This window comes from Tessaracoccus sp. SD287 (genome assembly GCF_017355265.1).
In the GTDB taxonomy this organism is placed as follows: domain Bacteria; phylum Actinomycetota; class Actinomycetes; order Propionibacteriales; family Propionibacteriaceae; genus Aestuariimicrobium.
The window spans coordinates 1-14,965 of sequence record NZ_JADIJQ010000020.1 but is presented as its reverse complement, the minus strand read 5'-3'; the positions used below and the strand labels follow the sequence as shown (position 1 = coordinate 14,965).

Genomic DNA, 14,965 nt, shown 5'->3' with positions numbered 1-14,965 from the left:
CCTCAGGCGACGCCGATGCTGCGCAACCAGGCCATCGGGTCGGAGGCCGAGTACACGTCGCCCGGCAGCGCGCCGGCGGGGTAGTACTCGAAGTGCAGGTGCGCCCCGTAGCTGTTGCCGGTGTTGCCGACATAGCCGATCAGCTGGCCGGCCTTGACCGGCTGCCCGGGTGAGACGGCCTTGCCGCTGAGGTGGGCGTACAGGGTGGAGCCGCCATTGGCGTGGTTCACGACCAGGTGGACACCGGCCCAGCCGCCGGCGCGGGACTGGCCCACGATGCCCGAGGATGCGGCGTAGACGGGGGTGCCGGTGGGGGCGGCGAAGTCCTGTCCGGTGTGGTAGCGCGACCACAGGCCGGTCTTGCCGAAGTAGGCACTCATCGAGTAGGTGCCCGGCTTCAGCGGCATGGCGGCGCCACCCCGGGTGATCGCCTGCAGGTCGTCGACCGTCAGCTGGTAGCCCGAGGTGTTGGTGCCGCCCTGCAGCTGCTGCAGCAGCTCCAGGGCCTTCTTCTTCTCTTCCTTGATCCGCTCGCCCTCGGCCTTGACCTTGGCGATGTCGGCGTTCATGAGCTTCTCGCGCTCGGCGGCCTCGGCGGCCGCGTTGGCGGCGGTGACATCCTTGGTGTTCTGCTGCAGGGACAGCTCACGCTGCTGGCCCTTGACGTTGGCCAGGGTCTTGTTCAACTCGGCGCGCACACTGTTGCGGTTCGGGGTGGTGCCACGCTGCCCGAACAGGCCACCGGCCCCGGTGCCGTCGGCCTTGGCCTTGGCCTCGGCGGTCAGCTGGGCCGCTTGCTGCTGCGCGTCCAGCTTCAGGTTCTGGGGCTCCGCCACGGTGTCGTCGGGGCTGTTCTGGTCCTGGACCAAGGAGGAACTGGCCTGCTGGGTCGAGGTGGACGCCGCCGCCAGGACGATGCCGCCGCCCCCCAACGCCGAGACCCCGCACACGAGGGCCCCGATGAGGGTCGTGCGCACCGTGCGGGAGGCGCTGCGGGTCTCCTGGAAGTCGGCGACGGGAGCGTCGGACTGGGACCGCGCAAATGTCCGACGAAGGGCCAGACGAGCCAAGAGGTCCTGCACGGCGCTCCTTGAGGTGTGTTCTGCAGCGGTCTGCACAATGAGGCAAACCTTAGCAATTCTCAGGAAGAACCGAAAGTCCGGGGTGGCGGGCTGCCGGCTGCCATGAAATTCTCAGCCGGGGCGTCGCGTCCGGGGTGACGCGGCCGGTCTCAGGCGACGCCGATGCTGCGCAGCCAGGACATCGGGTCGGCGGCCGAGTAGACGTCACCGGGCAGGGTGCCGGCGGGGTAGTACTCGAAGTGCAGGTGAGCCCCGAAGCTGCGGCCCTCATTGCCGACGTAGCCAATCAACTGGCCGGCCTTGACCGGCTGGCCCGCAGAGACGACCCGGCCGCTCAAGTGGGCGTACAGCGTCGAACTTCCGTTGGCGTGGTTGATGGTGACGTACTTGGAGCCGGCCCAGCCGGCGGCCGACATGTTGCCGCTGACCACGCCCGAGGCGGCAGCGTAGACAGGGGTGCCGGTGGCGGCGGGGAAGTCCTGGCCGGTGTGGTAGCGCGACCACGAGCCGGTCTTGCCGAAGTAGGCGCCCGTGGAGTAGGTGCCGGCCTTGAGCGGGAAGGCGCCCCCACCCTTGCTGATGGCCTGCAGGTCGGCGGTGGACAGGGTGAACCCGGAGTCATTGGAGGTGGTGGAGGCCGGGTCGGCAGCGGCAGCGGTGTTCTTCTGCGCCGCAGCCTGCTCCTGCAGCTTCTTGAGCAGTTCGGCAGCCTTGCGCTTCTCCTCCTTGATGCGCTCGCCCTCCGCCTTGACCTTGGAGACATCGGCATTCATGAGCTTCTCGCGCTCGGCGGCCTCGGCGGCGGCGTTGGCGGCGGTGACGTTCTTGTTGCTCTCCTGCAGGGACTGTTCACGCTGCTGGCCCTTGGCGTTGGCCAGGGTCTTGTTCAGTTCGGCACGCACGGCGTTGCGGTTGGGGGTGGTGCCGCGCTGGCCGAACAGGCCGCCGGCGCCGTCGCCCTCGGTGTCGGTCTGCTCGGTGTCGGTCTGGGCGGCCTTCTGGTTGGCGTCCAGGGTGAGGTTCTGCGGCTCCGCCTTGGAGCTGTCGGGGCTGTTGCCGTCGACCACCAGGGTGGTCTGCGACTGTTCGGTGGAGGTGGCGGCAGCGGCCACCACGATGCCGCCGGCGCCGAGCAGGCCGAGCCCGCCGACGACCAGTCCTACCAGGGCCGGACGCAGGACGGCGCGGTGACGAGGCTGGGTCTCGTCGAAGTCGCGAACGGGTGCCTGGGTGTTCGTCCGGGCGAAGGCACGGCGAATGGCCAAGCGGCTCGATGCGTCCTGCACAGGGTTTCTCCTTGGGTACGACGGTCAGGTGGGTGAACCCGACTTACTGAGGAAAGCTTAGCAATTCTCAGGAAGAACTCAAACTACCGCCTGAATCTCTCAGGAAGCAGGGCTGCACGGCGCGGACGGCGGGGGACCTGACGTGCCCGCATTGGTAGGCTCGACGTCGGTTGCAAGCCACGACGACAGGACGGAATCCAAGGGTGGATCTCTACGAGTACCAGGCCCGCGACATCTTCGAGAAGCATGGAGTGCCCGTGCTGAGAAGTCTGGTCGCCTCGACGCCAGAGGAGGCGCGCGCCGCCTACGAGCGACTGGGTTCGGCGGTGGTCGTCGTCAAGGCCCAGGTCAAGACCGGTGGCCGTGGCAAGGCCGGCGGGGTCAAGCTCGCCCGCAGCGCCGACGAGGCCGCCGAGAAGGCCGGCGAGATCCTGGGCATGGACATCAAGGGGCACACGGTGCGCACGGTGATGATCGCCGAGGGAGCCGACATTGCCGAGGAGTACTACTTCTCGTTGCTGCTGGACCGCGCCAACCGTGAGTACCTGGCCATGTGCTCGGTCGAGGGCGGCATGGACATCGAACAATTGGCCGTGGAGCGCCCCGAGGCGCTGGCCCGCATCCCCGTGGACCCTCGCCGGGGTATCGACTGGGACACCGCCGATGCCATCGTCGAGGCCGCCGGCTTCGCCCAGGAGGACCGGGCCCGCGTCGCCCGGGTCCTGGGCAGCGTCGGCCGGGTCTTCATCCAGGAGGACGCCACCCTGGTCGAGGTGAACCCCCTGGTCAAGACGAAGCAGGGCGACATCATCGCCCTCGACGGGAAGATCAGCCTCGACGACAACGCCCGGTTCCGCCACCCCGGCCACGCCGCCCTGGAGGACACCCAGGCCAACGACCCGTTGGAAGCCGCCGCGGCCGCCAAGGGACTGAACTACGTGAAGCTCGACGGTTCGGTCGGCGTCATCGGCAATGGTGCCGGTCTGGTGATGAGCACCCTGGACGTGGTGGCCAAGGCAGGGGAGGACCTGCCCGGCGCGCCGCACCCCGCGAACTTCCTCGACATCGGCGGCGGCGCCTCGGCCCAGGTGATGGCCAACGGTCTGGAGATCATCCTGTCCGACCCGCAGGTGAAGTCGGTCTTCGTGAACGTCTTCGGTGGCATCACCTCGTGCAACGAGGTCGCCTCCGGCATCGTGGCTGCCCTGCAGTCGCTGGGCGACAAGGCCGTCAAGCCATTGGTCGTCCGGTTGGACGGCAACGCGGTCGACGTGGGACGCGAGATCCTGCGCGAGTTCAACCATCCGCTGGTGACCGTGGTCGACACCATGGACGCCGCTGCCCGCACGGCCGCCCAACTGGCCGCCACCTCATCCGATTCGGAGGCCTGATCCATGTCGATCCTGCTGAACAGCAAGTCCAAGATCATCGTCCAGGGCATGACCGGCTCTGAGGGCCGCAAGCACACCCAGCGGATGATCATGTCGGGCAGCCGCATCGTCGGTGGGGTGACCCCCGGCAAGGGCGGCCAGTCGGTCCTCTTCGAGGAGGACCCGGTTCCGGTCTTCAACTCGGTCGCTGACGCCCGCGCCGCGACCGGCGCGAACGTCTCGGTCATCTTCGTGCCGGCCGCCCACACCAAGAATGCGGTGCTGGAGGCCACCCGCGCCGGCGTCGAGTTGATCGTGTGCATCACCGAGGGCGTCCCCGTCGGTGACACCGCCGAGTTCTACGCCGAGGTGGCCGAGTCCAACTCGCGCCTGATCGGCCCGAACTGCCCGGGGCTGATCTCTCCCGGACGGTCCAACGCCGGCATCATCCCGGCCAACATCTCCGGCCCCGGCCGGATCGGTCTGGTCTCGAAGTCAGGAACCCTGACCTACCAGATGATGTACGAGCTGCGGGACATCGGGTTCTCGACCGCGGTCGGCATCGGCGGCGACCCGATCGTCGGGACCACCCACATCGACTGCCTCCAGGCGTTCCAGGATGACCCGGAAACCGACGCCATCGTGATGATCGGCGAGATCGGCGGGGACGCCGAGGAGCGGGCCGCCGACTACATCCGTGAGCACGTCACCAAGCCGGTCGTCGGCTACGTCGCCGGTTTCACCGCCCCCGAGGGCAAGACCATGGGCCACGCCGGGGCCATCGTCAGCGGGTCGGCAGGCACCGCGGCCGCCAAGAAGGAGGCCCTCGAGGCCGCTGGCGTCCAGGTCGGCCGTACTCCCAGCGAGACGGCCGCCCTCATGCGCGACGTGATGCGCAGCATCGCCCACGGCTGAGCCAACAGCCAGGCGTCAACAAACAAGTACCCAGCGGCACGCGCCCTGCAGAAATGCAGGTCCTGTGCCGCTGAGTGCTTGTTTGTTCACCGGCCCTGCAGAACTCGCGGAGCGAGGACGGAGAAACTAGCGCGACTGGGTGATCCGCTGCCCGGCGCGAGCGGCCAGCAGCAGCCACGAGTCGGTGGTGAAGTCGAAGTTCTCGCGAGTGTTCGACACCAGGTAGGTCATCCGATTGCCCGAGACCACCACGGCAACCCGGAAGTACACCTTGGTGTTCGCGCCGGTGGCCTGGGTGACCAGGAAGATGCGGCCGGTGACGGGCTGACGGTTCTGCCCCGAGATGCTGAGCGTGCGGTCCTCCGAGACGGTCGCGGTCTCGCTGCGCTTCCCACAGTCGGCGATGTCGCTGCCGAGCTTGGTGGCAAAGGTCTTGGCCGCAGCGGCGTCGGCAAAGAGGAAGCGGACCTGGTCAACACCGAAGGCCTCCGGGGCGCGGTCGTCCTGGTCGAGCAAATAGGAACGCTGTTCCCGAGAGGTAGGTCCGTTCACCGAGGCCAGGGTGGCGTTCTCGCACTGGCTGCCCTTGGTGGTCACCTGTCCGACCTGGGTCGCGCTCCACAGACCCTGACCAGCGGTGATGCGTGGCAGGTCGGACTGCGCCAACCACCCGAAGATCGGGGTGGGGGGGACCACTTCGGGACGGACGGCCAGTTCGGTGGGGCACGTTCCACCGGCCGACTGGCACAGCCGCTTGGACGGCTCCAGGGCGGCGTCGGCCACCTTGGCCGGGTCGACGGCGGTCGTGTTCTGGGCGACGTCGAGCATTGAGACGGCCGTGCCGGTGCGGCTGATCACCACCGTGCGGTACTGCACGGTGGGGTCCTGGTAGGCGATGGTCAACGAGAAGGACTCATCGGCCAGACCGGCGACGCTGGCCGAACTGCTCAGCCAGGCCGGCACGTCGTCGCAGGCGCTGAGCCTGGCCAGACGCACCTGGTAGGCCTGCGTGGCCAGGGCCTCGGTGGCGTAGGCGTCAATGCGGTGCAGGGCGGCCAGTCCATTGTCCTGGCCGGAGGCGAGCACGCGCTGACGGGTGATTTGCGCGTTCGGCAGACCCTCGGGGTTGGTCATGCAGGTGACCTGGGGCGAGCTGGCCGACACCTCGCTGAGGGTCTCGGTGGTCGTCCAGGTGCCGCCCAGAGTGGCCGTCGCCTCGGCGTCGGTCAAGAGTGACGCATCGCTGACCGCCTCCGGTCCGGTGGGGGTGGCGCTGGCAGTCGAGGACTGGGTCACCGTGACCGACACGTCGGGCTTGCGGCTCTGCTGCAGTGCGAAGTAGCCGGCGGCGGCGACCAGCGCCAGCACCAGCACCCCGACCAGGATGCGCGTCGGCCACGGGTTCCGGGCGGCGTGGGTGGTCAGTTCGTCCGCGTCCTCACGGGAGTCGGTCGCACGGGAGTCGGCCGCGGAGTCGTCGGGTGAGGGCGTGTCACTGGCTGCGGCGGGCGCCGGCGGATCCGACGCCGGGGCCGGGTCACCGGCCGCGGTCAAGGCGAGGGTGCCGACGCCGGCAGGAGCCTCGAAGCTGGGGAACTCGGGAGGAGTCGTTGAGGTGGCGGCCGAGCGGCGCGGGGCCGGCCCGTCCCCGTCGGCGTCACCCACGCCCGAGCTGAAGCGCCCGCCGGGCCGCACCGGCTCGGGCGGGGTGGGCGGTGCGGGGGTGTCAGCGGAGGACGCCCCGGGGCGCATGAACGCGGCGTGGGCACCGGGGGCCGGAGCCGCTCCGCCGGACGAGGGCGGCGGCACCGGGGTGTCGGTGGCCTCGGGCGCCGCGGCGAAGCGTCCGCCCTGTCGTGACGGGGAGTCCAACTCCCCTGGGGTATCGTCGACGACGTCCGGGTCGAGTGCATCGTCCGAGGCAGCGCGCCGGGCTCGCCGGATGGCCTCGGGGCGTTCGTCGCTCACGGGAATCCTTCACGGTTGACAGCGGTGATATCAGGACGTGGAACAGTCCCAGCAGGGACCGACGTCAAGTCAGTGTGCACCACAGATCCTGCCGGGCATCCTTCAGAGTACCAAGGGGGGACCTGCCCAGCCGGGTAGGGGCAAGAGGAGGGATGGGCGTGGTCGCAGGTCGACGAGGTCGCCGGACGACCGGTCTGGATGTGGTCGTGGAGGGCCAGGGCGACGAGCACCCCACCCGTGCGGAGCCGTGGCTGCCCTGGTGGCTGGCCTCAGCGGCCGCCGCCGCGCTGAGCGTGCTGATCTCGTGGGTGGTGGTCTGTGGCCTGTTCGCGCTCGGGTGGCTGGCAACCACCGACGTCGACTTCACCAGCATCTTCACCAGCGGCACCCGCGTCTGGCTGCTCGGCTTCCTGTCCGGTGCCACCGTGGTCGGTCTGCACCTCAGCATCACCCCGCTCGGCATGACGCTGGCCAACCTGGCCCTGGCGGTCGGACTGGCAAGCTTTGCCGCGGGGCAGGCGCGACTGGCCGCCCCCGAGGAACTGAGCGGCCACCAGCGCCGCGGACTGGCGCTGCGGGTCGTCGGGGTGTTCACCCTGGTCCACACCCTGGCCGTGCTGGTGCCCAGTTTCGTGGTGGCAACCACTGAGGAGTCCGCGCGGGCCCTGGTGGGCGCCGCGGCGCTCGGCCTGGTCGCGTCGGTGGTCGCCGCCGCGCGGGTCTTCCAGTGGCGCATCATGGACGACTGGCCGCGCTGGTTGCGGCCGGTGCCGGCGGGGGTGGCGGCCAGCGTGCTGGTGATGCTCAGCACCGGTGCCGCCGTGCTGGCACTGGGCCTCATTCAGAACCGTGACCGCATCACCGCCCTGCACGAATCCCTCGAACCGGGCACCCTGGGATCGATCCTGCTGCTGGTGCTGCAGCTGCTGTGGCTGCCCAACCTGGTGGTGTGGTGCGCCTCGTGGGCCCTGGGCGCCGGTTTCCAGTTCGGTGTCGGCTCGGTGGTCAGTCCTGCGCAGAACCAGCTGGGGATGCTGCCGGCGATCCCGGTCCTGGGCGCCATGCCCGAGTCGGGCCCCGGGTCGTCCCTGCACCTGCTGTGGCTGCTCAGCGGGCTGGTCGCCGGTGCCGTCGGTGCCCTGGTGGTGCTGCGAGCGCGTCCCCGCGCCCGCTTCGACGAGACGGCGCTGGTCGGGGGACTGGTGGGGGTGATCGCCGGTCTGGTCCTGATGGGGCTGGGGATGCTGTCCAGCGGCGACCTCGGTGTCGGCCGCCTGGTCGCACTCGGGGTGCGTCCCACCCACCTCTTCGTGATGGCACCCACCCTGCTCGGCATCGCCGGTGTCCTCACCGGCGCCGTGACGGGTGTGCTGCGTCCCCGACCCGCCGACGGGTCGGCCGAGCACCCCGTCGAGGGGCTGGTCGAGAGCACCGTCACCGTCGAGACCGAACCCCTGCCCGCGGAGGACGAACCCACCCGCGTGCGGGTGCGCGACGATCGCCAGGAGCGATGACGTCGAACCCACCCGCCGGCGGCCGGCCTGGTGCAGCGGCGCGGACGATCACGCGCGTGGGGCTCCGAACTCGTTAGGGTGGTGGGGTGACTTACCGCGTCCTCGTCCTGGTGTCGGGTTCCGGCACCCTGTTCCAGGCCCTGGCCGACCATCTGGTCGGCCGCCGTGACGTGGAACTGGTGGCGGTCGGCTCCGACCGTGAATGCGAGGGGCTCGATCGTGCTCGCGCGCTCAACCTGCCCACCTTCGCGGTGCCGCTGGCCAAGGGCGCGGACCGCTCCCAGTGGGACGCCGAGCTGACCGAACTGGTCGCCTCCTACCGCCCCGACCTGGTGGTCAGCGCCGGGTTCATGAAGCTGCTGGGGGCCCATTTCCTGGCGCGTTTCGCGGGCCGCACCATCAACACCCATCCGGCGCTGCTGCCGTCCTTTCCGGGCATGCACGGCGCCCGTGACGCCCTGGAGCACGGCGTCCGGGTCACGGGGGCCACCGTGTTCCTCGTCGACGACGGCGTCGACACCGGCCGGATCCTGGCCCAGGGGGCGGTGTCCGTCGAGGACGACGACACCGTGGAGTCCCTGCACGAGCGCATCAAGATCGTCGAACGGCGTCTGCTGGTCGAGGTTGTCGACCAGTTGGCCAGCACGCACATTGGAGAAGCACATGAGTGACGTCCAGCCCATCACCCGGGCACCCATCACCCGGGCACTGGTCTCGGTCTACGACAAGCAGGGTCTGGCCGAGTTGGGCCGGGCGCTGGCGGCGGCGGGGGTCGAGGTCGTCTCCACGGGCTCCACCGCCAAGGTGCTCGCCGAGGCCGGCGTCCCCGTCGTCCCCGTCGAGCAGGTCACGGGTTTCCCGGAATGCCTGGACGGACGGGTGAAGACCCTGCACCCCAAGATCCATGCCGGCATCCTGGCGGACCGTCGACTGCAGAGCCACCGTGATCAACTCGACGAGTTGCAGGTGGCTCCCTTCGACCTGGTGGTGTCCAACCTCTACCCCTTCACCGAGACCGTTGCCTCGGGTGCCACCCCTGATGAGTGCGTCGAGCAGATCGACATCGGTGGGCCCTCGATGGTGCGTGCCGCGGCCAAGAACCACCCCTCGGTCGCCATCGTCACCAGCCCCGACCAGTACGCCGACCTGCAGGCTGCACTGACCGCGGGCGGCTACACGCTGGCGCAACGGCAGGCGCTGGCCGCCCAGGCGTTCGTCCACACCGCCACCTACGACATTGCGGTGGCCAGCTGGATGGGATCGGTGCTCACCGACAGCTCCGGCGGTGACAACTTCCCGGCGTTCATCGGCGGCGCCTGGACCAAGCAGGGGACGCTGCGCTACGGCGAGAACTCCCACCAGCCTGCCGCCCTGTACTCCTACGCGGCAGGTCCCGCTGGCATCACCCAGGCCGAGCAGTTGCACGGCAAGGAGATGAGCTACAACAACTACACCGACGGCGAGGCGGCCTATCGGGCGGCCTATGACTTCGACGAGCCGACCGTCGCCATCATCAAGCACGCCAACCCGTGCGGCATCGCCTCGGGTCGCGACGTCGCCGAGGCCCACCGCAAGGCCCACGCCTGCGACCCGGTCTCGGCGTTCGGCGGAGTGATTGCCACCAACCGTCCCGTCAGCCTGGAGATGGCCAAGCAGGTCGCCGACATCTTCACCGAGGTGATCATCGCCCCGTCCTACGAGGACGGTGCGGTCGCCGAGCTGCAGCGCAAGAAGAACATTCGCGTCCTGGTGGCCCCGGCCTACACCCATCGCTCACGGCAGTTGCAGCCGATCTCGGGTGGGGCGTTGTTGCAGGCACCCGACCGGATCGACGCCGAAGGTGACGACCCGGCGAACTGGGTGCTTGCCACCGGCGAGGCCGCCGACGAGAACACCCTGGCCGACCTGGTCTTCGCCTGGCGCGCCTGCCGCGCGGTGAAGTCGAACGCCATCCTGCTGGCCCATGACCGCGCCTCGGTCGGGGTGGGCATGGGGCAGGTCAACCGGGTCGACTCGTGCCGCCTGGCCGTCGAACGCGCCGGGGCCCGCGCCAACGGGTCGGTGGCAGCCTCGGATGCGTTCTTCCCCTTCTCGGACGGGCCACAGATCCTGTTGCAGGCCGGCGTGCGGGCGATCGTCCAGCCCGGCGGTTCGGTGCGCGACGACGAGACCATCGAGGCTGCCAAGGCCGCCGGGGTCACCATGTACTTCACCGGCACCCGCCACTTCTTCCACTGAGAGGCACACCATGACCGCCCAGGTTCTTGACGGCAAGGCCGTCCACGCTGCGATCAAGGACGAGCTGACGGCACGGGTGCAGGCACTGGCCGAGCGTGGCGTGGTGCCGGGGCTCGCCACCGTGCTGGTCGGGGACGACCCGGCCAGCGAACGCTACGTCGCCATGAAGCACCGTGACTGCGAGCAGGTCGGTATCGCATCGCTCCGCGTCCACCTGCCGGCCCAGGCCAGCCAGGCACAACTGGACGAGGCGCTGCGGCACCTGAACGAGGACCCCGCGGTCACCGGCTACATCGTCCAGTTGCCGCTGCCCAAACACCTCGACCAGTTCGCTGCGCTGGCCGCCATCGATCCCGACAAGGACGCCGATGGGCTGCACCCGACCACGCTCGGCAAGCTGGTGCTCAACGAGCCGGCCGCGCTGCCGTGCACCCCGCGCGGCATCGTCGAACTGGTCCGCCGCCACGGCATCGACTGGAACGGTGCCGAGGTCACCGTGATCGGTCGCGGTACCACCGTCGGACGCCCCCTGGGGTTGATCCTGACCCGGCGCAGCGAGAATGCCACCGTCACCCTGTGCCACACCGGCACCCGGGACTTCGCTGCGCACACCCGCACCGCCGACATCGTGGTGGCCGCCGCCGGTGTGCCCCACATGATCACCGCCGGGGTGATCAAGCCGGGTGCTGTGCTCATCGATGTCGGTGTCAGCCGGGTCGACGGCAAGACCGTCGGCGACCTGGCCCCCGACGTCTGGGACACGGCCGGATGGGTGACCCCCAACCCGGGTGGCGTCGGCCCGATGACCCGCGCCATGCTGCTCAGCAACGTGGTGGACCGCGCCGAACACCTCGCCGGCTGAGATGGCCGCGCCCGCACAGCACACCGGGGCAGGCAGCCTGCTGGTCAAGCTCCGCAACCAGTGGACACTGTTCCTGGTGCTGCTGGCGATGGCCACGTCCTGCACCATCCTGGCCACCGGCCACTGGCGTCGAGGGGCATTCGCCTTCGGGCTGACGGTGCTGCTGGCGGGACTGTTCCGGCTGGTCCTGCCCACCCGACGGGTGGGGCTGCTGGCGGTGCGCAGCCGCTGGTTCGACACCGCGCTGCTGCTGGCGGCGGCGGCGGCCCTGCTCGCGTTGACCCTGGTGGTGCCGCCGTCGCCGCCATCGGTCGGCGGCTGAACCGTCCACCCATGACAAACGGCTCGCCCCCAAGAGGGCGAGCCGTTTGCCGGAAGGTTTGCGCCAGGCTGTCCTGGGCCAGGGCAGTGGTGACCCCAGCGGGGATCAGATCAGGCCGAGTTCCTTGACCGCGTCGCGCTCGTCGGCGAGTTCTGCGACCGAGGCATCGATCTTGGCGCGCGAGAAGTCGTTGATCTCCAGACCCTGGACGACCTCGTAGGTGCCATTGCTGACCGTGACCGGGAAGGACGAGATCAGGCCCTCCTGGACGCCGTAGGAGCCGTCGGACGGGATCGCCATCGAGACCCAGTCGCCGTCGGCGGTGCCCCTGACCCAGTCACGGGCATGCTCGATGGTGGCGTTGGCTGCCGAGGCGGCCGAGCTGAGACCGCGGGCCTCGATGATGGCGGCACCGCGCTTCGCGACGGTCGGAATGAACGTGTTCTCGATCCAGTCCTGGTCATTGATCAGTTCGGCGGCGTTCTTGCCGCCGACGCGGGTGTTGAACAGGTCGGGGTACTGGGTCGAGGAGTGGTTGCCCCAGATGGTGAGGTTGGTGATCTCGCCGACCGGGACGCCGAGCTTGTGGGCCAGCTGCGACTTGGCCCGGTTGTGGTCGAGGCGGGTCAACGCCGTGAAGCGCTCGCGGGGGATGTCGGGGGCGTTGGTCATGGCGATCAGCGCGTTGGTGTTGGCCGGGTTGCCGGTGACGACCACCTTGATGTCGTCGGCGGCCGCGTCGTTGAGCGCCTTGCCCTGCGCGGTGAAGATGGCACCGTTGGCGCTGAGCAGGTCGCCGCGCTCCATGCCGGCCTTGCGAGGCATGGCGCCGACCAGCAGCGCCAGATTGGCACCGTTGAAGATCTGGTTGGCGTCGTCGCCGATCTCGACACCGGCCAGCGTCGGGAAGGCACAGTCGTCCAACTCCATCACGACGCCCTCGAGCGCCTTGAGTGCGGGCGTGATTTCCAGCAGGCGCAGTTCCACCGGGACATCGGGGCCGAAGACGGCTCCAGAGGCGATACGGAACAGCAGGCTGTAGCCGATCTGGCCAGCGGCGCCGGTGACGGCCACCTTCACAGGAGTACTCACGGGATTCCTCTCAACATTGAGTTCGGGCCCGACAGCAGCCGGCCCCGCCTTTGCCCTGACACTATCGAACGGGTTCCGCCCTGCTCAACGTGAGCCCCGCATTGGGCGAGTGGCCCGGTGACTGCGGTCACCGGGCCACTCGACAGGACTCGGGTGGTCAGTCGACCAGGCTGCCCCAGGTCTTGGCGCCGACGATGCCGTCGGCGTAGAGGCCGGCGGACTTCTGGTAGCTGATGACCGCTGACTTGGTCAGCGGGCCGAAGTTGCCGTCGATGGTGCCGGTGTACTTGCCGTGCGCCTTGAGTTCGACCTGCAGGCCGCGGACGGAGTAGCCGCTGCTGCCCTCCTTGAGGGTGGGGACCAGCGCGGTCCAGGTCTTGTCCCCGACGATGCCGTCGGCGTAGAGGCCGCGTGACTTCTGGAAGGCGATGACCGCGCTCTTGGTCTGGGTGCCGAAGGAGCCGTCGATGGTGAGGGAGTAGCCCTTGCCGCGCAGCAGGTACTGCAGGGTGGTGACTGCCGAGCCGGTATCGCCGTAGTCCTTGGTCGGGAACGAGGTCTCCGGCACCGGGGCAGGGGTGGTTCCCTTGAGCTTGTTGTAGTAGTAGCCGATGTTGGAGTAGGAACCCATGTACTCGAAGTGCATGGTGTCGTACTTGGTGGGGTAGGTGTAGTGGCCACCCCAGTAGAAGCCGTGGTTGATCCACATCTTCACCACAGCCGGGGGGATGTTCGAGGTGAACGTCGAGGACTGGGGGTTGCTCTGCCAGTTGATGTCGATGGCCCGGCCGTAGGCATGGTTGGACGGAGTGTAGGTGCCACCGATGAAGCGGCAGTTGTAGGCACCGGTGTCGGCCGCCCGCAACGTGTACCCCATGGACTCGGTGCGGCGCATCAGTTCCTGGACGAGCGGCTGAAGTTCCTGGCGGACGACAGCCTTGGCCGAGCTCGCATAGGCGGTGGCGAGAGGAATGTTGCAGGTGATGGTGCTGCCGGAGACCTTGACGCGCGAGGAGTCGTCCCAGCCGGACGGCGTGCGGACCCAGGTCATCACCGCGGCCGGGTAGTCGCTGCGGACGTAGGCCTCGGCGAGCGAGGCGGTGCCGGCGATCAGGCCGGCAGACAGGGTGGCGACCAGGGCGACGGTGCGCACCTTCTTCAGAATGTTCATGGCGGTCTTTCTACGAGGGGGATGAGACGGTGGGGGTCCCGCCCAGGGGGCGTGCCCGGGGAGGGGGCCCGGGCACAGCAGCGGCCGGCTGGCGGGTACCGGCCGCTGCGTGGTCATCGCCGGGGGCGATGACGGTTCTGGGGCGGTCAGTCGACCAGGCTGCCCCAGGTCTTGGGCCCAGCGACTCCGTCAGCGACCAGGCCGACCGACTTCTGGTAGCTGATGACCGCTGACGTGGTCAGCGGGCCGAAGTTGCCGTCGATGGTGCCGGTGTACTTGCCGTGGGCCTTGAGCTCCACTTGCAGGGCGGTGACCGCTGACCCCGTGTTGCCCTCCTTCAGGGAGGGGACCAGTGCCCCCCAGGTCGCCGGACCGGCCACACCATCGGCCACCAGACCACGCGCGCTCTGGAACTTCTTGACGGTGCTGGTGGTGCCCGTGCCGAAGGCCCCATCGACCGTGATGCTGTAGCCCTTGGAACGCAGGAGGTACTGCAGCGTGGTGGTCGCGGACCTGTTGGTGGTACCGGCCTTCAGGGTGGGGAACGAGGTCTCCGGCGCAGGGGCAGGGGTGGTGCCGGAGTAGCGGTTGTACACGCTCCACGCCGCCCGCTTGCGGGCATCGTCGGCGTGGACCGAGGGTCGTTCGTAGTACTGCCTCACGGCGACTGCGGCGCTGTCGACGGTGGTGGTGGCCTTCAGCTTGGAGTAGGCATACGATTCCGGCCCCATGAACTCCTTCCAGACGAAGTCGAGCTGGAGTTGCAGGCTGTACCAGGGCAGGCCGCGGCTGTTGGCGTAGGCGTACAGGTCGTCACGGCGCGACCCCTCCCACTGGGCGATGCCACGGCCGGGGCCACCGCCGTACTGGACGGCCGCCGGATTGATGGGGTCGGCACCGGACTCGACGATGAAGTTGCCGATCAGACCCGCTGTCTGGGGCTGCGAAAAGCCCTTGTTGCGGAAGAAGTTCCAGGCGGTGAGATTGTTGTCGGCGGCCTGGGCCTGGACGGGATTGCTGAGGTTGAGCCCGGCAACCAGCAGCAGGGCTGAAACGATGGCCGCAATGATGCGTGGCATCGTCATGGACGTGCGCATGTGTGGTCCTTCCATGGTGGAGGTCCCCCGCGATGCAAGAAGGAAAAG

The 14,965-nt window shown here is 69.0% G+C and carries 13 protein-coding genes; 7 read left to right on the top strand and 6 right to left on the bottom strand.

The window, feature by feature from the left end; all coding sequences use genetic code 11:
* Positions 1-2: 2 nt before the first annotated feature.
* A complete protein-coding gene (locus IPV09_RS14665) occupies positions 3-1,082 on the bottom strand; it encodes a M23 family metallopeptidase (protein ID WP_207474958.1) in 1,080 nt (359 codons plus the stop codon).
* A 149-nt stretch (positions 1,083-1,231) separates the two neighbouring features.
* Positions 1,232-2,368: a M23 family metallopeptidase gene (locus IPV09_RS14660; protein ID WP_207474957.1), complete on the bottom strand. Its 1,137-nt coding sequence runs from the start codon at positions 2,366-2,368 to the stop codon at positions 1,232-1,234.
* Between the two features lie 203 nt (positions 2,369-2,571).
* Here IPV09_RS14660 and sucC point away from each other — a divergent pair, with 203 nt between their 5' ends.
* Together sucC and sucD are read left to right on the top strand one after the other, a co-directional pair.
* Positions 2,572-3,759, top strand: coding sequence for an ADP-forming succinate--CoA ligase subunit beta (sucC, locus tag IPV09_RS09255; protein ID WP_207474956.1), 1,188 nt, complete (start codon positions 2,572-2,574; stop codon positions 3,757-3,759).
* 3 nt (positions 3,760-3,762) lie between these two features.
* Positions 3,763-4,653 carry a succinate--CoA ligase subunit alpha gene (gene sucD / locus IPV09_RS09250; RefSeq protein WP_207474955.1) on the top strand — a complete coding sequence of 297 codons (891 nt, stop codon included), beginning with the start codon at positions 3,763-3,765 and terminating at the stop codon, positions 4,651-4,653.
* A gap of 126 nt (positions 4,654-4,779) precedes the next feature.
* On the opposite strand, the gene IPV09_RS09245 is transcribed toward sucD, so the two are convergent.
* The gene (locus IPV09_RS09245; RefSeq protein WP_207474954.1) at positions 4,780-6,621 is read right to left on the bottom strand and encodes a hypothetical protein; all 1,842 of its coding nucleotides are present in this window, start codon (positions 6,619-6,621) and stop codon (positions 4,780-4,782) included.
* Between the two features lie 152 nt (positions 6,622-6,773).
* Here IPV09_RS09245 and IPV09_RS09240 point away from each other — a divergent pair, with 152 nt between their 5' ends.
* The 5 genes from IPV09_RS09240 (at position 6,774) to IPV09_RS09220 (ending at position 11,557) form a co-directional block, all read left to right on the top strand.
* Positions 6,774-8,135 (top strand): DUF6350 family protein, encoded by a 1,362-nt coding sequence (locus tag IPV09_RS09240; RefSeq protein WP_207474953.1) that lies wholly within the window; start codon positions 6,774-6,776, stop codon positions 8,133-8,135.
* An 86-nt stretch (positions 8,136-8,221) separates the two neighbouring features.
* Complete coding sequence (gene purN, locus IPV09_RS09235; RefSeq protein WP_207474952.1) at positions 8,222-8,806, top strand: phosphoribosylglycinamide formyltransferase; 585 nt, start codon at positions 8,222-8,224, stop codon at positions 8,804-8,806.
* On the top strand, positions 8,799-10,373 hold the full coding sequence (gene purH, locus IPV09_RS09230; protein WP_207474951.1) for a bifunctional phosphoribosylaminoimidazolecarboxamide formyltransferase/IMP cyclohydrolase: 1,575 nt from the start codon (positions 8,799-8,801) through the stop codon (positions 10,371-10,373). The genes purN and purH overlap by 8 nt, the downstream gene beginning before the upstream one ends.
* Before the next feature lie 10 nt (positions 10,374-10,383).
* Positions 10,384-11,235 (top strand): bifunctional methylenetetrahydrofolate dehydrogenase/methenyltetrahydrofolate cyclohydrolase, encoded by an 852-nt coding sequence (locus IPV09_RS09225; RefSeq protein ID WP_207474950.1) that lies wholly within the window; start codon positions 10,384-10,386, stop codon positions 11,233-11,235.
* A 1-nt stretch (position 11,236) separates the two neighbouring features.
* The gene (locus tag IPV09_RS09220) at positions 11,237-11,557 is read left to right on the top strand and encodes a DUF3017 domain-containing protein (protein ID WP_207474949.1); all 321 of its coding nucleotides are present in this window, start codon (positions 11,237-11,239) and stop codon (positions 11,555-11,557) included.
* Positions 11,558-11,662: 105 nt separating this feature from the next.
* On the opposite strand, the gene IPV09_RS09215 is transcribed toward IPV09_RS09220, so the two are convergent.
* From IPV09_RS09215 to IPV09_RS09205, 3 genes are all read right to left on the bottom strand, one after another.
* Positions 11,663-12,649 carry a malate dehydrogenase gene (locus IPV09_RS09215; RefSeq protein ID WP_207474948.1) on the bottom strand — a complete coding sequence of 329 codons (987 nt, stop codon included), beginning with the start codon at positions 12,647-12,649 and terminating at the stop codon, positions 11,663-11,665.
* Positions 12,650-12,806: 157 nt separating this feature from the next.
* On the bottom strand, positions 12,807-13,820 hold the full coding sequence (locus tag IPV09_RS09210; RefSeq protein WP_207474947.1) for a peptidoglycan-binding protein: 1,014 nt from the start codon (positions 13,818-13,820) through the stop codon (positions 12,807-12,809).
* 146 nt (positions 13,821-13,966) lie between these two features.
* On the bottom strand, positions 13,967-14,917 hold the full coding sequence (locus tag IPV09_RS09205; RefSeq protein ID WP_207474946.1) for a phage tail tip lysozyme: 951 nt from the start codon (positions 14,915-14,917) through the stop codon (positions 13,967-13,969).
* Positions 14,918-14,965 lie beyond the last annotated feature (48 nt).

What these genes read in the sequence shown, in the direction of transcription:
- IPV09_RS09220 (WP_207474949.1), top strand. Translation starts at nt 11,237, where the DNA reads ATGGCCGCGCCCGCACAGCACACCGGGGCAGGCAGCCTGCTGGTCAAG.
- IPV09_RS09210 (WP_207474947.1), bottom strand. Translation starts at nt 13,820, where the DNA reads ATGAACATTCTGAAGAAGGTGCGCACCGTCGCCCTGGTCGCCACCCTG.
- IPV09_RS09240 (WP_207474953.1), top strand. Translation starts at nt 6,774, where the DNA reads ATGGGCGTGGTCGCAGGTCGACGAGGTCGCCGGACGACCGGTCTGGAT.
- purH (WP_207474951.1), top strand. Translation starts at nt 8,799, where the DNA reads ATGAGTGACGTCCAGCCCATCACCCGGGCACCCATCACCCGGGCACTG.
- IPV09_RS09225 (WP_207474950.1), top strand. Translation starts at nt 10,384, where the DNA reads ATGACCGCCCAGGTTCTTGACGGCAAGGCCGTCCACGCTGCGATCAAG.
- IPV09_RS09205 (WP_207474946.1), bottom strand. Translation starts at nt 14,917, where the DNA reads ATGCGCACGTCCATGACGATGCCACGCATCATTGCGGCCATCGTTTCA.
- sucD (WP_207474955.1), top strand. Translation starts at nt 3,763, where the DNA reads ATGTCGATCCTGCTGAACAGCAAGTCCAAGATCATCGTCCAGGGCATG.